General features: G+C 62.7%; 17 protein-coding genes. 6 read left to right on the plus strand and 11 right to left on the minus strand.

Features of this window, described 5'->3' with window-relative positions; translation table 11 throughout:
- The first annotated feature begins 317 nt into the window (after nt 1-317).
- Together ACPPVP_RS04680 and ACPPVP_RS04685 are read left to right on the plus strand one after the other, a co-directional pair.
- Nucleotides 318-992 carry a response regulator gene (locus ACPPVP_RS04680; protein ID WP_426531733.1) on the plus strand — a complete coding sequence of 225 codons (675 nt, stop codon included), beginning with the start codon at nt 318-320 and terminating at the stop codon, nt 990-992.
- A 7-nt stretch (nt 993-999) separates the two neighbouring features.
- Nucleotides 1,000-1,671, plus strand: a complete 672-nt coding sequence (locus tag ACPPVP_RS04685) for an HAD family hydrolase (RefSeq protein WP_426531735.1) — start codon at nt 1,000-1,002, stop codon at nt 1,669-1,671.
- A 21-nt stretch (nt 1,672-1,692) separates the two neighbouring features.
- Here ACPPVP_RS04685 and ACPPVP_RS04690 read toward each other — a convergent pair whose 3' ends face one another.
- The 4 genes from ACPPVP_RS04690 to ACPPVP_RS04705 form a co-directional block, all read right to left on the minus strand.
- Entirely contained in the window at nt 1,693-5,202 is a 3,510-nt protein-coding gene (locus tag ACPPVP_RS04690) for a hybrid sensor histidine kinase/response regulator (protein WP_426531737.1), read from the minus strand.
- Between the two features lie 139 nt (nt 5,203-5,341).
- Nucleotides 5,342-6,571, minus strand: coding sequence for a 5-aminolevulinate synthase (hemA, locus tag ACPPVP_RS04695; protein WP_426531739.1), 1,230 nt, complete (start codon nt 6,569-6,571; stop codon nt 5,342-5,344).
- 237 nt (nt 6,572-6,808) lie between these two features.
- Nucleotides 6,809-7,009 carry a hypothetical protein gene (locus ACPPVP_RS04700; protein ID WP_426531741.1) on the minus strand — a complete coding sequence of 67 codons (201 nt, stop codon included), beginning with the start codon at nt 7,007-7,009 and terminating at the stop codon, nt 6,809-6,811.
- A 95-nt stretch (nt 7,010-7,104) separates the two neighbouring features.
- The gene (locus ACPPVP_RS04705; RefSeq protein ID WP_426531743.1) at nt 7,105-7,353 is read right to left on the minus strand and encodes a hypothetical protein; all 249 of its coding nucleotides are present in this window, start codon (nt 7,351-7,353) and stop codon (nt 7,105-7,107) included.
- Nucleotides 7,354-7,758: 405 nt separating this feature from the next.
- On the opposite strand from ACPPVP_RS04705, the gene ACPPVP_RS04710 reads away from it, so the two are divergent.
- Nucleotides 7,759-9,075, plus strand: a complete 1,317-nt coding sequence (locus ACPPVP_RS04710) for a heterodisulfide reductase-related iron-sulfur binding cluster (RefSeq protein WP_426531745.1) — start codon at nt 7,759-7,761, stop codon at nt 9,073-9,075.
- A 27-nt stretch (nt 9,076-9,102) separates the two neighbouring features.
- On the opposite strand, the gene ACPPVP_RS04715 is transcribed toward ACPPVP_RS04710, so the two are convergent.
- The 4 genes from ACPPVP_RS04715 to ACPPVP_RS04730 all read right to left on the minus strand — a co-directional run bounded on the left by ACPPVP_RS04715 (nt 9,103) and on the right by ACPPVP_RS04730 (nt 13,879).
- Entirely contained in the window at nt 9,103-10,164 is a 1,062-nt protein-coding gene (locus ACPPVP_RS04715) for an MBL fold metallo-hydrolase (protein ID WP_426531747.1), read from the minus strand.
- A 127-nt stretch (nt 10,165-10,291) separates the two neighbouring features.
- Nucleotides 10,292-12,412 (minus strand): methyl-accepting chemotaxis protein, encoded by a 2,121-nt coding sequence (locus ACPPVP_RS04720; RefSeq protein ID WP_426531749.1) that lies wholly within the window; start codon nt 12,410-12,412, stop codon nt 10,292-10,294.
- A gap of 214 nt (nt 12,413-12,626) precedes the next feature.
- Complete coding sequence (locus ACPPVP_RS04725) at nt 12,627-13,352, minus strand: outer membrane protein (RefSeq protein ID WP_426531751.1); 726 nt, start codon at nt 13,350-13,352, stop codon at nt 12,627-12,629.
- A gap of 221 nt (nt 13,353-13,573) precedes the next feature.
- A complete protein-coding gene (locus tag ACPPVP_RS04730) occupies nt 13,574-13,879 on the minus strand; it encodes a hypothetical protein (RefSeq protein WP_426531753.1) in 306 nt (101 codons plus the stop codon).
- A 119-nt stretch (nt 13,880-13,998) separates the two neighbouring features.
- On the opposite strand from ACPPVP_RS04730, the gene ACPPVP_RS04735 reads away from it, so the two are divergent.
- Nucleotides 13,999-14,232 carry a hypothetical protein gene (locus ACPPVP_RS04735; protein ID WP_426531755.1) on the plus strand — a complete coding sequence of 78 codons (234 nt, stop codon included), beginning with the start codon at nt 13,999-14,001 and terminating at the stop codon, nt 14,230-14,232.
- A 65-nt stretch (nt 14,233-14,297) separates the two neighbouring features.
- Here ACPPVP_RS04735 and ACPPVP_RS04740 read toward each other — a convergent pair whose 3' ends face one another.
- Together ACPPVP_RS04740 and ACPPVP_RS04745 are read right to left on the minus strand one after the other, a co-directional pair.
- Nucleotides 14,298-15,761 carry a GH1 family beta-glucosidase gene (locus ACPPVP_RS04740; RefSeq protein ID WP_426531757.1) on the minus strand — a complete coding sequence of 488 codons (1,464 nt, stop codon included), beginning with the start codon at nt 15,759-15,761 and terminating at the stop codon, nt 14,298-14,300.
- Between the two features lie 12 nt (nt 15,762-15,773).
- A complete protein-coding gene (locus ACPPVP_RS04745; RefSeq protein ID WP_426531759.1) occupies nt 15,774-16,751 on the minus strand; it encodes a glycoside hydrolase family 16 protein in 978 nt (325 codons plus the stop codon).
- A gap of 294 nt (nt 16,752-17,045) precedes the next feature.
- Here ACPPVP_RS04745 and ACPPVP_RS04750 point away from each other — a divergent pair, with 294 nt between their 5' ends.
- Nucleotides 17,046-18,086: an HD-GYP domain-containing protein gene (locus ACPPVP_RS04750; RefSeq protein WP_426531761.1), complete on the plus strand. Its 1,041-nt coding sequence runs from the start codon at nt 17,046-17,048 to the stop codon at nt 18,084-18,086.
- A 208-nt stretch (nt 18,087-18,294) separates the two neighbouring features.
- Nucleotides 18,295-18,513, plus strand: a complete 219-nt coding sequence (locus ACPPVP_RS04755) for a hypothetical protein (RefSeq protein ID WP_426531763.1) — start codon at nt 18,295-18,297, stop codon at nt 18,511-18,513.
- Between the two features lie 336 nt (nt 18,514-18,849).
- On the opposite strand, the gene ACPPVP_RS04760 is transcribed toward ACPPVP_RS04755, so the two are convergent.
- A complete protein-coding gene (locus ACPPVP_RS04760) occupies nt 18,850-19,440 on the minus strand; it encodes a hypothetical protein (protein ID WP_426531765.1) in 591 nt (196 codons plus the stop codon).
- Between the last annotated feature and the right edge of the window lie 42 nt (nt 19,441-19,482).

Genomic DNA, 19,482 nt, shown 5'->3' on the forward strand with positions numbered 1-19,482 from the left:
GTGGACATTTCAACACTCCCCAAAATTGATGCAAAGTCCGCCCTCGCCGAACTTGGCCGGATTACCTGGGCTTCGCCCCAAGGTAACATCCCCGTGAAACCAGCCCCAATACGACTTTCGGCCCTTTGCACGGCGTTTTGATCGCATTGGCGGGTCCACTTTGCACCGGTCGCGCCGAAGCGGGCAGGGTGTATTGCGGCGCACAAGCCAGCGGGTTAACTGCTTTCAAACATGATAGGATTGGGCGCTTGCGCAAGCCGGTCCAACGGGAGACAAAGCGAAGCGGACTAGTCGCAAGCCCGATGCAAGAGAGCCGAATGACGACCGCTGCCAATACCCATCTCGTCATCGCCGATGATCACCCGCTGTTCCGCGACGCGTTGCGTCAGGCGGTTACGAGCGTTGTGGCGTCGGCCAAAGTCAGCGAGGCCGGATCGTTCGACGATCTCACCGCGCTGCTGGAACGGGATTCCGACGTCGATTTGATCCTGCTCGATCTCACGATGCCGGGGATTTCGGGGTTCTCCGGTCTGATCTATCTGCGCGCGCAGTATCCGGCGATTCCGGTGGTCATCGTGTCCGCCAGCGACGATGCCGGCACGATCCGCCGCTCGCTGGATTTCGGCGCCTCCGGCTTCATCCCCAAGCGCTTCGGCGTCGAAACGCTGCGCGACGCCATCATGAAGGTGATGGAGGGCGACGTCTGGGTTCCGCCGGACACCGATCTCACCTCGGCCGACGACCCCGACATGGCGCGGCTGCGCGACCGGCTGGTGACGCTGACGCCGCAGCAGGTGCGGGTGCTGATGATGCTGTCGGAGGGCCTGCTCAACAAGCAGATCGCCTATGAGCTCGGCGTGTCGGAAGCGACCATCAAGGCGCATGTTTCGGCGATCCTGCAGAAGCTCGGCGTCGAGAGCCGGACGCAGGCCGTGATCGCCGCCGCGAAGATCGCCGGCGGCCAATGGCGCCAGGGCACGCCGACGGGGTAACTGCCGCATGTCCGGATCCGGGAGGGCGCTGCTGTTCGATATCGACGGCACGCTGGCCGACACCGATGCGCTTCATCTGGAAGCGTTCAATCAAGTGTTCGGGCCTCATGGCCACGTGTTCGATCGCGACCGCGCCTCGAAAGAGTTGATGGGGTTTTCCAACACTTCGATCAGCGACCGGTTTTTGCCGGGCCAGTCGCCGGAGCGCCAGGCGGCCATCATGGCGGAAAAGGAAGAAGCGTTCCGCAAGCTCGCGGCGGGACAAATCAAACCATTGGCGGGTCTGATGACGCTGCTTGCTTTGGCGGATCGCGCTGACATCCCCATGGTGGCGGTAACCAACGCGCCCCGCCTCAACGCCGAAATGTTGCTTTCCGGGCTCGGCATCATGCCGCGGTTCAAAGCTGTCATCATCGGCGATGAGCTTCCGCATGGAAAGCCGCACCCGTTGCCGTATCTGGAAGGCTTGCGCGCGGTGGGCGCGGCGCCAGGCCTGTCTCTCGCATTCGAGGATTCCCGCTCCGGCGTTCAATCCGCTTCCGCTGCCGGCATCGCGACGGTTGGAATACGAACGAGCCTTAAGCATGGTGATCTGGTGGCGGCTGGCGCGGTCTGTACGGCCGCCGCCTTTGACGATCCGGAATTGGTCGGGCTGGTCGGCAAGACGATGAACTGGTGACGCTGCGACGCGCACGTCGGCCTACTCCGCCGCCACCATCTGTTGCGCCCGCCACTGGCCGAGCAAAGCGCGGAGCGAGGCCGGCTTCACCGGTTTGTTGAGGATCGCGATGTTTTCCTCGCGCGCGGCGGCTCGCACATTCGGGCTGCGATCCGCCGTGATCAGGATGGCCGGAATGTTTTCACCGAAGCGGCGGCGGATCTCGCGGATCGCGGCGACGCCGTTGCCGCGGTCGAGATGGTAGTCGACCAGAAGGCCGGTTACGCTGCTGCCTGCGGATTCGATCGCCGCGATCGCAGCGTCGGGGTCAGTCACCGCGATCACCTCGGCGTCCCACGCCTTAAGTAGCGTCTTCATGCCGTCGAGGATCGCCGGATCGTTCTCGATGCAGACGATCAGGGCGCCGCTCATCGGCGTCCTGGAAAGCGGCGTCGCGCTGGTGACCGCGGCGGTATGGTTGATCGCTGTTGCAATCGGCACCGTCACTGAGAACACCGAGCCGCCGCTGGCTGTGCCGTCGATCGCGATGCCGTGGTTGAGCACGCGGGCCAGCCGTTCGACGATCGACAGGCCAAGACCGAGGCCGCGGGCGATTCGCGCGCCCTGTTCGAGGCGGTGAAACTCCTTGAAGATCTCGCCGCGTTTCGCCACGGGAATGCCGACGCCGGTGTCCCAGACACCGATCTGCAGCGATTGTCCGTGGCGGCGGCAACCGACCAGCACGCGGCCGCGCGGGGTATATTTGATGGCGTTCGAGATGAAATTCTGCAGCAGCCGGCGCAGCAGCGAGCGGTCGGATTGCGCCGCAAGGGAGCAGGGCACGAAGGTCAACTCCAATCCCTTGGCGCGGGCGATCGGCGCGAACTCGATCTCGAGCGAGCGCATCAGGTCGGCCATCTTGAAGCTGGTGATCGAAGTCGTCATCGCGCCCGCGTCGAGCCGCGAGATGTCCAGCAGCGCGCCGAGGATTTCCTCGATCGCCTCCAGCGAGTCGTCGATGTTCTCGACCAGGCGCGAATCCTCGCCGCCGTTCTGCCGCTCCACGAGACTGGTCACATAGAGCCGCGCCGCGTTGAGCGGCTGCAGGATGTCGTGGCTGGCGGCTGCGAGAAAGCGGGTCTTCGAGATATTGGCGTCCTCGGCAGTGCTTTTGGCCCGCGCCAGCTCGGAGTTCAGTCGCGTCAGTTCCTCGGTGCGGTCGCGGACGCGCTTTTCCAGCGTCGCATTGGCGCGTTCCAGCGCCTCGGCGGCCTCGAAGCTCGGCGTGACATCGGAGAAGGTGATGACAAAGCCGCCGCCCGGCATCCGGTTGGACCGAACCTCGATCACCATATGGCGATCCTGCAGGCGTTCCAGCCAGGGTTCGCCCTCGGTGGTGTAGGCCTCCAGCCGCCGCAGTAGCAACGCGTCGGGATCGCCGTAGTCGGCCGGGCTGACGGCGCCCATGAATTCGAGGATTTCCTGCAGGGGGATGCCGAGCTGCATGAGATGCGGCGGCAGCGCGAGAATTTCGCCGAACTGGGCGTTCGAGCAGATCAACTGCAAATCCGCGTCGAACACCGCGATGCCCTGGCGCACGTGGTTCAGCGCGGTCTGGAGGATCTCGCGGTTGAAATGCAGCGCGGCGTGGGAATCGTCGAGCAGTTTCAGCGCGGCCTTGGCCGAGACGGTCCGCTTGCGCAGCAGCAGCGACATCACGAGGCGCGAGGAGGCGGCCCCGATCGAGGAGGCAATCAGGCGTTCGGCGTGCTGCAGCAATTCAAAATCGGCGGGCGCGGCCGGGTCGAGACCGCCGGGATGGCTGAACGCAAAGGTTTCGAAGGCCTGGGCGGCGCGCTCGGGGCCGAGATATTGCGCCACCGTGCTCTGGATGTCCTGCACGGTAACAGTCGTGCGCCAGCGCCGGAAGGTCGGCGCGATCGGCGTCAGCGCGCTGGGCACGAACAGATCCGCCTGCAGCCGCTCGATTGCCGAGGGCCGTTGCGCGAGCGACATCACGATGAAGGTCAAAATGTTGAGCGACAGCGACCAGAGCACGCCGTGCATCAGCGGCGGCAGGTCGGCGCCGAGCAAGGCCTGCGGGCGCAGCGACTCGATACCGAACGGTCCGTGTTGCAGCAAAAGAAGACCGGCGGGATTGCCGTCCAGGAAGCTCGGCAGGAACAGCGTATAGGCCCACACCGCAAAGCCGACCAGCATGCCGGTCATGGCGCCGCGCGCCGTTCCCTCGCGCCAGAACAGGCCGCCGAAGAAAGCCGGCGCCAACTGGGCAAGCGCTGCGAACGACAGCAGGCCGATTGCCGCGAGCTGCGTATTGCCGAGCGCGCGGTAGTAGAAATACGCCATCACCATGATGGCGAAGATGGCAAAGCGCCGGATCCTGAGCAGGAAGTCGCCGAAATCCTTGTTGCCGTCGCGCGTCGCCGGGGCGCGCTGCAGCACCAGCGGCAGGACGATGTCGTTGGAGACCATTATGGAGAGCGCGACGCATTCCACGATCACCATCGCGGTCGCGGCCGACAGGCCGCCGACGAACACGGCAATGCTGAGCAGCGGGGAATTCGCCTCGATCGGCAGCGCCAATACGTACATGTCGCTGTCGACGGCGCCGAACGGAAAGGTGACGAGGCCGGCCAGCGCAATCGGAATCACGAACAGGTTGATGGCGACCAGATAGAGCGGAAACAGCCAGCGCGCGCGGCTGACCTCCGCGGGGCCGGAGTTCTCGACCACGCTGACGTGAAACTGCCGCGGCAGCAGCATGATCGCGCAGAACGACAGCAGCGTCATGGTCAGGAAATTGCCGATCGACGGCACGTAGTCGATCGCGCGCACCGCCTCAGGGGTCTTCATCGCGCGTTCGATCAGTTCGACGGGCGTGAACATCCAGAAGGTGACGAAGGCGCCGGCGGCGAGAAACGCCACCAGCTTGACGATGGATTCGGTGGCGACCGCCAGCATCAGGCCGTGCTGGTGCTCGGTGGCGTCGGTCTGGCGGGTGCCGAACAACACCGCGAACGCCGCCATCGCCAGCGTCACGACCAGCGCGATGTCGCCGATGATCGGGATCGAGGAGAACAGCTTGTCCTCGCTCAGGATCGTCTCCAGCGAGGATGCCACCGCCTTGAGCTGCAGCGCGATGTAAGGCACCGAGCCTACGATCGCGATGACAGCCACTGTGGCGGCGACGGCCTGGCTCTTGCCGTAGCGCGCCGCGATGAAGTCGGCGATCGAGGTGATGTTCTGCGACTTGGCGAGCTTGATCACGCGCCGCAAGAGTGGCGTGCACAGCCCGATCATCAGGATCGGGCCGACATAGATCGCGAGGAAGTCGATGCTGGTGCGGGTGGCGGAGCCGACCGAGCCGAAGAAGGTCCAGGAGGTGCAGTAGATCGCCAGCGACAGCGGATAGATCAGCATGCTGGCGCGGCCGCGCTGGCTCGGCGACAGCCGGTCGCCGTAGCTGGCGACGCCGAACAGCAGGCCGATATAGGCGAACGCGGCGGCGATAACGCCCCAGTCGTGCAGCATCGCTGCGGGTCTCCCTCTCCGATCGGACGCGCGCGAGCGACGAGGCTGGAACGCATGGCCGGAAGCGGTGAGTATAAACGCTTTGGGCCGGCAGCGCATCGCGCTACCGGCCCAATTTGCCAGGGTTAGGAGGGTAGGGTTACTCGGCCGCCAGCGATTTCTGCTTCACGGGCAGGCCGAGACGATCCCAGACCTGCAGCAGCGCTTCCGCGAGCCGGTCGATCAGACCGTCATCGTGATAGGGCGAGGGCGTGATCCTCAAGCGCTCGGTTCCCTTCGCGACGGTCGGATAGTTGATCGGCTGGATGTAGATGCCGTGCTCCTCCAGCAGCATGTCGGAGGCCTGCTTGCACTTCTCGGGATCGCCGACGAACAGCGGCACGATGTGCGTGTCGTTGGACATCACGGGCAGGCCAGCGGCGTTGAGGATCGCCTTGACCCGGGCGGCGCGGTCCTGGTGGCGCTCGCGCTCCCAGTTCGAAGCCTTGAGGTGACGGATCGCAGCGGTCGCGGCCGAGCAGATCGCCGGCGGCAGCGCCGTCGTGAAGATGAAGCCCGGTGCGTAGGAGCGGACGCAGTCGATGATGTCGGCGCTGCCAGCGATATAGCCGCCGAGGCAGCCGAACGCCTTGGCGAGCGTGCCTTCCAGCACGTCGATGCGGTGCATGACGCCGTCGCGCTCGGCGATACCGCCGCCGCGCGGGCCGTACATGCCGACCGCATGGACCTCGTCGACATAGGTCATGGCGCCGTATTTCTCGGCGAGATCGCAGATCTTCGATAAGGGCGCGACGTCGCCGTCCATCGAATAAAGGCTCTCGCAGGCGATCAGCTTCGGCCGCTCGGGACCCGCCGCGATTAGCAGCTCTTCCAGATGCGCCATATCGTTATGGCGGAAGATCTGGCGATCGCAGCCGGCCTGGCGCACGCCTTCGATCATCGAATTGTGGTTCAGCGCGTCGGAGAGAATGAGGCAGTTCGGAATGAGCTTTGCGATCGTCGAAATGCCGGTCTGGTTCGAAACGTAGCCGGAGGTGAACAGCAGCGAGGCCTGCTTGCCGTGCAGGTCGGCCAGTTCCTGTTCGAGTTGCACCAGCGGATGATGGGTGCCGGCGATGTTGCGGGTGCCGCCGGCGCCGGTGCCCACGCGTGTGGCGGTCTCGACCATGGCGCCGACCACTTTCGGATGTTGGCCCATGCCGAGATAGTCGTTGGAGCACCAGATCACGACGTTGCGCGGCCCCTTCGGCGAGTGCCAGAGCGCATGCGGGAACCGGCCGGCGATCCGTTCGAGGTCGGCGAAAACGCGGTAGCGCCGCTCGTCATGAAGGCGGGTGAGGGCGGTGTGGAAGAATTTGTTGTAATCCATCGCAAAACCTGAAGCGGAAGAAGACCTGGGGCGGAACCGGCCGATTGGCTCCCGCCTTTTTAGAGCTTTTCCAGCTTTGGTGTCTACGCGAAATCCCACATTTGATCGCGGCTCCGGGATGCTACTTAGCCGGGGAAAATGTTGATAGAGATCAAGGCGCTAGGCGGGATTTATGGTCGCGGTGTTTTCGTCGCGTGCCCGAAACCGTGAACCGTCCGCGGGGCGACGCAAATCCGGCTAAACGTCCAGTTCCCTGATGGCTCGATTCGCGGCGATGACGGCGTCTTCTTCGGACTTGCTGTCTTCCGCCGTCACAAAGCCCCGGATCGCCTGACCTCGCGTAATCGTGGCGGGCTGAACAATCGGCGTCATGTTGGCGCGCCAAAGTCCGGGTTGCCGCTGAAAGGTGACGATCCTGTAGTCAGACGTTTTGGCCATTGCAGTCCTTTTGGCAGCCCTTTTGCGGTGGTCCTTTCGCGCCAGCGGCGCCAGGGCGGAACGATCGCGGGCGGCATTGCCGCAGGACAAGGAAGTCACATCGATGAATAGCGAATCGCACTTTTCAGCGCGCCATCGATCTCGTCAGCCAATTCGGCCTCACCGATCGCATGAAGCGCGGACGCCATCGTCGATGCCTGCACCGCGCTCATCGAAAGCGGCTCGCTTGCCTCATAGCTGAACTTGATCCGCCAAATTCCGCCGGGGTTGCGATGCGGCTCGACAAGCAACGCTGGAAGATCGGGCAGTCCGTTCTCAAAAAGCAGGGCCGACAGCGTCAACATGGCGGCATCGAATCAGGGCCGCAGTTATGTAAAACTTGAACACGGAAAAGCGTCTGGTGTGGCGTCAGGACTCGCATGCCGCGACCGTGCGCTCATTTGGGCGCAATAGCTATGGATTAGTTTGGAGCCCTTCTCCCGGCATTTTCGCTGCTGTCGAAATTCCAGTAACCGCGCAACAGCGCCGCCGCCCAGCCGGCCTAAGCGTACCTAGCGCCGGTCCTCCAGACATCGCCGGGCCACATGTTTGAGGCCAACTCCAACGGCCCTGCCAAGGCAGGCCGGATCGCTTTTGGCGGTTGGCCGGCCGGTTTCGCATATCTGTTTTGACTGGCCTGAGCTATGGTTCCAGGGTCGATATCGAGCCAATGCTCTCACTCGCATTGGCTAAGCGCGGAGCCGCTTCCGATGAGCGACACCTCTTTCGAGACGGCGCTGGGCACTCGCGTTGATGACATGCTGGACGCGTGCACGCGTTGCGGCAAATGCGTCGAAGCCTGTCCAAGCGTAACCCCCGCCGGGATCGTGGACGCGAGTTCCAGCGACATCATCAGCGGTATCCTTGACATCCTGTGCACGGGTGACGGGCCCGAGGCATCACGCAAGTGGGCGTCCGCCTGCATGCGGAGCGGCGAGTGCATCAAGGCGTGCGACTACGGCGTCAATCCGCGTTTCCTGCTGACCATGGCGCGCGTCGCGATGGCCAAGAGCCGGTATGAACTGCCCGAACGGCGGCGCCAGGGCTTGACGCTGTTCCGCGACGACAGCCGTGATGTGGCTGTGCTGTCACAATTGCAGCTCGATGGCGAGGTGCTGCAGCGGCTCGGCCAAAAATCAGCATCGGCCGCGATACCGGCCGAGGCGCCGGATTTCGTGTTCTACACCGGCTGCAATGTGCTGAAGAATCCGCATATCGCGCTGCTTGCCCTCGACATCATGGATGCGCTCGGCGTCATCTACCAGGTGATGGGCGGGCCGAGCCATTGCTGCGGCATCAAACAGATGAATACCGGCGACGTCGAGATGTCCGGACGCATGGGCGCAAACTCGATAGAGAAGATGTCGCACTCGAAATCCGGTCAGGTGATCTCCTGGTGTCCGAGCTGCTACGTCCAGTTCACCGAGGTGAATATTCCGGCCATTGAGCGACAAGGCGGCGCGCGGCCGTTCGAGATGACGCCCTTCCTGCTGTTTCTCCGGGAGCGACTGGCTCAGCTGACCCCGCTGTTGCGCCGCGAGGTCAAGATGCGTATCGCGCTGCACCGCCATCCTGGCGTGGCCGGCGTGGTGGAAGCCGCCATGGAAATCCTGCAGGCGATCCCTGGCGTCGAACTCGTCGATCTGCAGCAACCGGCAGTCGGCCTGCAGAGCAACAATCTCCGCGTCCTGCCGGCGCTCAAGCGCGAGTTGCAACGGAATGAGCTTCAGGCGGCGTCCGATGCCGGCGTCGACGCGCTGGTCGCAGTCTATCATTCCGATCATCGCGAACTATGCGCGCACGAACGCGACTGGCCGTTCCGCATCATCAATGTGCTCGAAGTCGTCGGCGCGAGCATGGGCCTGCACCGCCACGACCGCTACAAGGAGCTCAAGCTGATGCAGGATGCCGACCAGATTGTCGCCGAATGCAAGGATTTGATCGAACAGCATTCGCTTGATGTCACGACGGCCCGCAATGTCATTGCCAAGGGAATGCTCGGTGATCAGCCGCTGCCGCTGAAATAGGCGCCGAGCGCATTCGGCGGCCCGCTATCAGGTGGTCCGGAACCGCAGCACGCCGTCGGTCACTTCCGAGGTCAGGCGGCCTTCGTTGAGCATGTAATTGACGTGGGCGATCAGCTCGCCGGAAGCAAAGCCCATCTGGTGCACATCGAGCGGGTATTTGTTGAATACGACCGGTACCAGTTCCCGCGACGTTTGCGGCACTTCACGACAGGCTTCCGCGATCAGGCGGCAGCGGTCCTCGTGATGGTCGGCGAGCTGCTTGATTCGGGTCTTGAGGCCGTAAAACGGCACGCCGTGGCCGGGCAGCACCATGACGTCGTAGGGCAGGGTGGTGGTCAGGCTGGCGAGCGAGGCCAGATATTCACCCAGCGAGTTCTGTTCGGGCTCGACGGCCCAGACGCTGACATTGGGCGAGATCTTGCTCAGGACCTGGTCGGCGGAGAGAAACAGCTTGTCGGCGGCGCAATACAGCATGACCTGGTCGAGGGCGTGGCCGCCGCCGGTGATGACCTTGAAGCGGCGGGTGCCGATCACGACCTCGTCGCCGTGGGAGATGCGGTGGTAGGCCGGCGGCAGCACCGAGACGCGTTTCAAATAATCCTGGCCGCGGCCGAGCAGTTTGTCGGTCAGGTCCTCGTCCATGCCGTGACGGCGGAAGAACAACCGCTGCGCGTTTTTCCGCTCTTCGGTGCCGCGGTTCTGGTGATAGACCGATTGCAGATATTCGACCTGCGACATCTGCAGCGGGCAGTCGAAGCGCTCCGTGATCCAGCCGGCAAGGCCGACATGATCGGGATGGGAATGGGTGACGATCAACCGCGTGACCTTCACATGCCGCAGCGGTCCCTCGAACAGCGTCGTCCACGCCGCGATGGTTTCCTCATTGCCGAACCCGCAATCGACCATCGCCCAGCCGTCGCCGTCGGCCAGCAGATAGATGTTCACGTGATTGAGCCGGAACGGCAGCTTCAGGCGGACCCAAAGCACGCCGGGCGTCACCTCGACGACCTGATCGTGGCCGGGGTGGTTTTCCCAGGGGTATCGCAGTGCCTCGGCCGAGGACTGCACGGTGTCGGTTTTCGAATGCATGCTACCGGCTTAGCGGTAGAGGCGCCGCCGCGCCAGCCGAAAAAGCGGACAGGGGATCGGCAGAACACAGGGACCGGGGTTGTCATTCCGGGTTCGTCCTTCGGACGCCCCGGAATGACGGTGTTATTTACGCCGCCCGGATATTGGACAGGAACGCGTCGATTTCCTCGCGCAGCACATCAGCCTCACGGCGCAGCGCTTCGGAGGCGGTCAGCACCTCGCTGGCGGTAGTTCCGGCCTGCGCCGAGGCGCTGGAGACGCCGACGATGTTGGTGGACACCTCGCTGGTGCCGCTGGCGGCGTGCTGGATGTTGCGCGCGATTTCGCGCGTCGCCGCACCCTGCTCCTCGACCGCGGCCGCGATCGCGGTGGTGACCTCGTTGATCTCGGCGATCGTGCCGCTGATGTTGCGGATCGCGGAGACCGCGCTCTCCGTCACCGTCTGCATGCTGCCGATTTGCTGGCGGATCTCGTCGGTGGCCTTCGCGGTCTGGTTGGCGAGGCTCTTCACTTCGGAGGCGACCACGGCAAAGCCGCGGCCGGCGTCGCCGGCGCGCGCCGCTTCGATGGTGGCGTTCAGCGCCAGTAGATTGGTCTGCGAAGCGATGGTCTGGATCAGGTCGACCACCACGCTGATGCGTGCGGCGTTGTCCGCGAGTCCCTGCATGGTGGCGTCGGTCGCGCCGGCGTCCTCGACCGCCTTGCGGGCGATTTCAGATGAGGTGACGACCTGACGGCCGATTTCCTCGATCGAGGAGGACAATTCCTCGGTACCGGACGACACGGTCTGCACGTTGGCCGAGGTCTGCTCGGCGGCGGTCGCGACCGTGGTCACCAGCGCGCTGGACTTGTCGGCGGTCGCCGACATGGTCTTTGCGGTCGACTGCATCGAGCCCGCGGCGGTCGACAGGCTGTCGAGCGTGGTGCGAACGGTGGTTTCGAACTCGACGATGCGCGCTTCCATGCGGTTGGCGCGCTCGGACTTGGCGATGCGGTCCTTGTCCTGTTCGGAGGAGAGCGCGCGGCTCTGGATCATACTCTCGCGGAACACCTGCAGCGAATCCGCCATGGCGCCGATCTCGTCCTGGTGGTGGGTCTGATAGACCTCCGATTCGAGATCACCACTAGACAATACTTGCATCGAGCGCTGCAGATTGCTGATCCGCCGCAGGATGTTGCGGCCGACATAGAGCCAGACGAACAGGATCGAACCGACCAGCGTCGATACGCCGAGGGCGAGCATGACCATGGTGCCGAATGAAATCTCCTGGCGCGCCTGCCAGGTCGCGGCGTCGGTTTCCTTCTGCACGGCGTCGACCAGCTGCTGCACGCTGATGCCGAGGCCGACATTGAGCTTGCGGGTTTCTTCCAGAATGGTCTGGCCGTAATCGTCCGCATCCAGTTCCTGCTGGCGGACCTTGAAGACGCCGGTCTTGCCGTCGGCAAGCGCCAACAGGCTGAGGGTCGTGTTTTGAACGGACCGCATCGCCGTGGTCTTGGGCAGCGCTTCGAGATTCGCCTTCACACGCGCCTGCGCGGTGCGGAAGTCCCTGCCGGTCGCTTCGAGCACATCGCCGCTGTTGGTCGAAAGCGCGGCGATCATGTCGAACGCCATGAGATTGCCGCTGGCGGCGATGTCGGCGAGCTGGTCGGCGGTTTTGTGGGCCCGGATGGCTTCGGCTTGCGAGAAGTTGGGGGCGGCGTAGATGCTGTAGAGTTCGGTCTGCGCGTCGATGGCCGCAGGTCCCGCCGCCGCCACGAAACGCCGCTGCGCCTTGCGCACGGCGTCGTAGAGCTTTTCGTGCTGGGCACCCAGTTCGAGCCGCTCGCGCGCGGCCGAGCCGAGGCTCTTGATCACGTCGTCGATGTTTTTCATGTTCTCGGTGAGCGCGGCGACGACCGCCTTGTCGGCACCGAGCTCGACGATCTCGCCGAGCTTCTGCAGCGCGACCGCCTGGGTTTCCTTCATTTTCTTGGTTCGGTCGTTGAGCGCCTCTTCGCTGCGCGCAGCCAATAGCGCCGGCCCCTGGCTGGCGAGGCTCGCGCTCTGTGCGGATAGCTGCAGGCTGGCGGCGAGACGGGGGATATCCCGGCCACTCAGGTCGACCATGGTCCCGCCGAGGCGCCCGAGCATCAGGCCGGCGCCGGCAGAGATGACGATCGCCATGCCGGCGATGACGGCGAAGGCGGCAAACAGACTGCCCCTGACGCCAAAGCTAAAACCCTTGGATTTGAATCGTGCCGCCATTTGCCCGCCCCGTCCACGCTACCTTGAGGTGTTTCCTCGCGCGGCAGTATCCCTGTACCCGGTTAACAAGTTTGGAAGCGGAAGGCTTTTCGCCGCATTTTTGACAGCGAATTGCTTGCCTTTGGCCGGCTTTTTCCGTGAACCGGAAAACGGTGACCAAAAAACAAAAGGCCGGCGTGAAAGCCGGCCTTCCGCAATTCGCAGTTGAAGGCGCTCAGTAGCGTGCCACCACCGGGCTCGCGAAGTTGAAGCGATAATTGACGCCGAGCTTCAGCGTGTGGTCGTCGGTGCGGAAACTTCCGAACGGCGCCAGCGCGACAGGGCTCACGAAGCGGGTGCTGCCGAAGTCGTAATACATGTACTCGCCTTTGACCGCCCAGTTGGGAGCGACCATGTACTCGAGGCCGGCGCCGACGGTCCAGCCGTTGCTGTGGTTGCCATTGAGCAGGAAGGCGGTCGGGACGCCGGCCAGCGTTACGCGCTCGTTGTTGTCGGAAAAGGCGTAGCCGCCTTTGACATAGAGCAGGCCCGGACCCCAAGTGTAGCCGAGGCGGGCGGTGACCGAACCGAGGCCGCGCTGATCATTGGTGTAGACGTAGGCTCCGGGGAAGGTGGCGGTGAGGTTGCTCTTGCCGAGCCAGGAATACTGGCCCTCGGTACCGAGCACCCAGTTCTGCGCGAACTGCCAGTCAAGGCCGGCCTGGACGCCGCCGAGCACGCGGGCGCTGGAATCGCTCAGCACGGCGCCGTTGAAGCTGTTGCTGCCGCTGAAGGCGCCGCCGACGTGGCCGCCGATATAGAAGCCGGTCCAGTTATAGAGCGGCGCCGCGAAAGCAGGAGGCGTCTTGTAGTAGGAGCGGTTGCCGAGATCGGCGCCGAAAGCAGGCGCGGCGGCGGTGATGGCTGCGACGGCCACAAGCGTTGCGAGGATCTTCTTCATGATGCTGGTCTCCGAAAACCGTTGGACGACCTGCATGCGGGCCGCCTTCAATGGACACGGAGATAGACGGCTTTTATCTAAAATGCTGTCACTTGGAGGTGACAGCGAATGCTAACCCAACCCATTGGCGGACAAACGTTTTTTGTACTTAATGAAGGCCTAATCAAAGGTTAGGAAAGGCTTAATTTTCGGCGCGTCCAAGCCCTCCCGGCAAGCTTTGCTTAACCAATGCGGCGCCGCACGTCGCCGCGCATCTGTTCGCGAAATGCCTGCCGGCGGGCGGGGCGGTCCTTCACCGGGACGTCGTGGCGGTCGAACACGTTGAACATTTCGAGGATCGGATAGTGGTCGCTGGCCATCGCCAGGATGCGCAGCAGCTCCGCCACAGGTCCGGTCGGGCCGGTGACTTCCCATTTGCGGATGGTGTCGGCGCCATCGGTAGCCGGCAGCCCGCAGAGTTTGGCCATGTCGGCGACCGACAGCGGCTGGCCGATGGCCTCACCGAGATGCTGACGAAGTCTCTTCAATTCCGCTCCGGTCACGGGCTCTCCGTTCAAATCCACTTCTGTGAAGTGCGTCACACACGGTGTCCGAGGTGGAGGCTATACGCAACGCACATAAGGTTTCCTGATGAGGAGAGGCAACCATGCGCCGATTACTCGAAAGCCTGACCCCCGACGCACGCCGGATTTACTGGCAATGGGTCGGCGGCATGTTTGCTCTTTATGTCGTGCTGCTGCTCACCGCCGCAGGCGTATTCGTCGGTCACGAATCATCGCGCAAGCTGGCGCAGGAACCGGCCACGACTATGGCGATCGACGGCCATCAGCGCTCTATCGGCGAGGTCTCGACGCCGTTGCGGCAAGCCGCGCGGTACTAGAGCGTTTTCCAGCGAAGTGGAGACCGGTTCACATCAAGAAAACGCGTCAAATCATCCAGCGGCGTTCAGACGCCGATCGCGTTCCGCGCCACCACGTCGCGATAGAAGGCGACACTGAGTTTGGGCGTCCGGCGCTGCGTCTCGAAGTCGACATGGTAGAGCCCGAAGCGCTTCTCGTAGCCAAAAATCCATTCGAAATTGTCCATCAGGCTCCAGAGGAAATAGCCGCGCACCGGCACGCCCTCCGACGTCGCGCGCTGCAATTGCCTGAGATAATTGCGCAGATACATGATGCGATCGAGATCGTAGACCTGGCCGTCGGCGTGAAGCTTGTCTTCCGATGAGGTGCCGTTCTCGCTGATGTAGATCGTCTCGATGTTCCAGACTTTTGCCGCCAGCCGCGGCGCCCAGTAGATCGTCTCCGGCCCCACGCGCAGCCATTCCGAATTCATGTGCGGGAACGAGGCGGGGAACGGCAGCACCCGCCAGCCGGACGGCTTGTCGGCAGCGGCGATATAGAATTGCGGGGCGTAGATGTTGAGGCCGACGAAATCATTGGGCGAGGAAATGATCTTCAATTCCGCATCGGTGAATTTCGGTGCGGCCTTGCCGGCATATTCCAGGAATCCGTCGGTGTATTTGCCTTCCAGAATCACGCCGAGGAAGCCCGAGTTCAATTCGCGCGTCGCGATCTCGGCGGCGCGAACGTTCTCCGGCGTGTCGAACGCCGGCACGCAGGCCGCGATGTTTTCGGCCGGGCCCACTTTGGTGCCCGCGCGTCCCTGCGCGCGGATCGCTTGCACGGCGAGGCCGTGGGCCAGCGCCACGTGATGGCGGACCTGGTTGACCTCTGCGTCCGGCAGTTTGAGGCCGGGCGCATCGATGCCCCAGCCATAGCCGAAATTCACGAACCTTCCGGCTTCGTTGATCGTGAAGATCGACCTGACGCGATCAGTGATGCGCGCCGCCACGTAGCCGGCATAATCGCCGAATGCTTTCGAGGTTTCGCTGGATCGCCAGCCGCCGACCTTGTCCTCGAGCGCCTGTGGCAGATCCCAGTGATAGAGTGTCGCGTAGGGCTCGACGCCCTGCCTGAGCAATTCGTCGACGAGGCGGTCGTAGAAGTCGAAGCCCTTGGGGTTCGGCTTGCCCGTTCCTTCCGGAAATACCCGCGGCCATGCGATCGAAAAACGGTAGGCTTTTGCGCCCAATTCCTTGATCAGGCCGATGTCTTCCTTGTACCTGGTGTAGTGCTCATTGGCGCGATCGCCGGTGGTGTGATCTTCGATCTTGCCCGGCGTGTGCGCGAAGGTGTCCCAGATCGAGCGGCCGCGGCCGTCCTCGTTCACGGCGCCTTCGATCTGATAGGCCGAGGTGGCGGTGCCCCACACGAAGTCTTTCGGAAAGCTCGCAGGCCCCGGCCGATCGGCTACGGCTTGCGCGGTGGCGCCGGTCGGCGCCGTGGCAATGCCGAGCGCGGACAGGCCTGCAAGCTTTGCAAGATGCCGGCGCGAGAATTCTCCGAACATCGTCATCTCCGGTCAGCGTTCGTCGATCTGGTAGGCGGATATCCTGTCGATCTCGAATACGACAACATTGGGAGATTCGCCGTCGACGAATCCCACGCCCTCCAAAGTCTTTGAGCCCATTGCAAGGTTCACGATCATGTACATGGGATCATGGAAGCCGACGGGGACCTTGATCTCCGACATTGGCTGGCGGTCGATGAAATAGGTGATGCGGTCCGGCTGCCAGAGCACACCGTAATTGTGGAAAGTGGTCGGCGCGTCCGTCACCGTGACGTCGAACCCGCAGCGTTCCACGCGCTGCGTGGCGGGTATCCTCCAATGCGTCGTCATCACGATGTCGCCCGGCCGTTGCCCGCGACCCTCCATGACGTCGACCTCCGGCGGCCAGCCGCCGTCATCGGCGAGCATCCAGAATGCCGGCCACACGCCGATGCCGACCGGCACCTTGGCGCGCATTTCGAAGTAGCCGTATTTCTGGGAAAACCGGCTCTGCGTCGTCAGGATGCCTGAGATATATTCATTATTGAACAGCACGCTTTTCAGCGCCGGCGGGGTGCGGCTGGCTGTGATCGAGAGGATGCCGTCCTTGACCTTGAATGGATCGAGGCCGAGCGGCGTTGTTTCCCGTCCGGCATAACGCGGATCGACATAGATCTGCTGTTCGCCATTATAGCTGCTCTTGCGCCTGAAGTCGGAGCCCTCGCCGCCCCAGTAGCGCGCTTCGGGCCAGGCGGCGCCGCCGGCGTAATAGGGCGCCCATCGATCGTTCAGCAGCGGATGAGCGTCGAAATCATCGTGGAAGGTTCGGTGCAGTGATACCGAAGCCAGCGACGCAGGCTCCGACGCTTCGATGCGGCGGCATTTTTCGCCCAGGATGGCGGTCGCGACCTGCAGCGAGAGTTTGGTCGTCGCGCCGGCGAGATCGGCCTGGGCGGACGCTGGAACAGCGGCGAACAGACAGCCGATCGACACCAGGGCGCGCAGGATCAATCTGTCGGTCTCCGGTTCGCTTCGAGACGACGGGAGATCATTCACTGACGACGCCCTCGATTCGACGACCCTGCGGAACCCGACCAGCATTCTCACCCGTTTGGGGTCCGTAGTTATACGAGGTCGGAACTTAACGGCAAGGTAGCCAAGTCGGATGTTGATTAAAATGCCTGAAATGCGGGTGGCGCCGGGGGCGGGGCTCGATCGTTCGATTATCGGTGAGAGGTTTCATTATTCTTTTCAGTGCTTCAATTTTAAAGGGCAGCTAACTCACGGCGTACGGAAGTTCCACGAATGCTCGTCTACTTTGTGACAGACGAACCGACGAAGTTGCCGGCGATTCGCGCGATGCTCGAACCGCAACACGCCGTGGTGCCCTGGGTGCTGGACGGTGACGGCACCGGGATCAGGTCGCATGGCGTGCTGATGGTCGACATCGACCTGCGGCAGATGGCGCGCGTCAATCAAGTCAGGTTCATTATGCAAGAGCTTTCCGGCATTCCGGAAAAGCTGTTCGTCGTTCACAATCTCTCCCGTTCGATGGTTGCGCAGGCCTATGCGCTCGGCGCGACGGCGGTGATTTCACGCCCCAAGGAAGCCGCTCTCAAGGTCGCGCAGATCGAAGAGGCGGAAACGGCCGAGGAAGATAACGCTGCAGACCCGGCAGTGGAGATGGACGCAGGCGTTGCGGCCTTTGCCTCGATGTTTTCGGATGTGCGCCGTGGCAGGCCATTGAAGCTTGTCGATGCCAAGCAAGCGACGTCGAAGATCATCACCCGCGTCGGGCAGGACGGGCTTTCGAACTGGCTCGACGAGGTGCGTCGCTATCACGAGGGCACGTTTCAGCACTGCCTGCTTGTGACCGGTGTTGCGGTCGCCTTCGGGCTGGATGTCGGATTCTCCGGCGGAGATGTCTCGCGGCTCGGAATAGCGGCGACTCTCCACGACATCGGCAAGGCGCGCATCCCGCTGTCGATCCTGGACAAGCCGGGACGCCTCGACCCCGAGGAAGAGGGGATCATCCGCCGTCATCCCGCGATCGGATATGATCTGTTGAAGGGCGTCTCGGGCATCAGTCCGGAAATTCTGGATGGCGTGAGGCATCATCACGAATATCTCGACGGCTCCGGCTATCCCGATGGGCTGTCAGGCTCGCAGATTTCCGATCTGGTCAGATTGCTGACGATCTCGGACATCTTCGCAGCCCTGGTCGAGTCCAGGCCATACCGGCCGCCCATGGCCCGGCAGGACGCCTACCAGATCCTCTGCGGCATGGAGGGCAAGCTGGAGGGAGCGCTGATCAGGGCGTTCCGCAAGGTCGCACTTGCGTCGTGAACAACGCCTGCCGACAATCCACGTTGGCGGGAGAGGTCGCGAAATAAAACAGAATGCACAGTCGCGTTTGCAGGTTCTTTGATTGATTGCTGACGTGCTGCAGGTCAATTCGTTGCGGAAGATTGCAGCGATTTAACTGGCTGATTTCTTCGGGTCGGGCGATAGCAGCCGACGCGGCCAACACCGGCGCGCGATAGTTTCGAGAGCGATGCCGGAAATAGAAATCACCGAGGAGTGCCGCGCGTTGATTGCGGCCGAGTTCCCGTACGAGGAGCCCGTGCGTCGCTTACGAAACGGCGAGTGGCGGATGCAGATCGGTGCGGAAACGTGGCAGCGGTTGCAGAAGGTACGGCGGCAGGGCGAAACCATATCCGACTGCATCATCCGCGTTATAATCGTCACCCAGCACAGGCGCGGCTTGCGATAATTGCCCGCGCGGATGGGCGCCAGTTATTTGGATGAGAACTAATCGTTTTCATCATCGAAGGTGGGCAGGGTAGGTGTGGTCATCATGGCCTGACGCCGATGCTGTGCATCCTTCTCCGACAAATCCTCAGAGCCGCTGGCCAAGCCCGCGGCGCGGTTACAAGTCCGCGGCGTGGTCAGCGGTGCCGAGAGAGATGCTGAGGTGCGTCTTGCACGAACCGCGCGGCACTGTCGACCTCTCCATTACCAAGATAGCGGGCAGCGACCGATAACGCTCTGATGTCTAATAGAATTTCGGCTACCCAAACGTGAAGTCCCCGGATTTTTCCCTTATATCCTACGGCCTGTCGGGTACGCTGAGTTTTTGTGCGCTTGCGATAGCTTCCAATTCTTCCAGCATACGATTGTAGGCTTCCTTAGTTCGGATCAGTGCAACAGATGACGCTAGCTGCAGCCGCCTTTCCTCTGAGACATAGGGCCCAACAATCCTTTGCATTTGCTCTAGGTGATTTGCCGCTCGAACGGTGAAGAAAGTGCGATTAACTTGCAGAAGTATTACACCCACGAGACCAACCATTGTCCCACGAACTATCCATCGAACCGCCTTCGGTTGTTTGCTCAGATTTGTGGGCGTTACGAATCTGGCCGAGACGAGCGCTGCTATAACTCCGGCCAATCCGGCTAGGATAAACACGGCTGCCCGTTCGTAGCTTCCCTTCGCAATATCGGAATACATCGAATCGCTCAGGGCGCTGGAACCCAGATTTGTAACAACGACCACCCTTTCGCCTAGCCACAAGAAAATGGGCTTGAAGATGAAGTCCCAAAAGGCAGAGCCGACAATTGCCACTGCTAGGGCTCCGGCGCCGCCGACAATTACACTACGGTATTTGCTCGAATTGGTATTTTCGGTCGGCTCATCAGCCATAGCCCATGCCCCCCAGCAATCGGCTCTTGTTTTTAAGGCGAT

Source organism: Bradyrhizobium sp. McL0615 (genome assembly GCF_049993905.1).
In the GTDB taxonomy this organism is placed as follows: domain Bacteria; phylum Pseudomonadota; class Alphaproteobacteria; order Rhizobiales; family Xanthobacteraceae; genus Bradyrhizobium.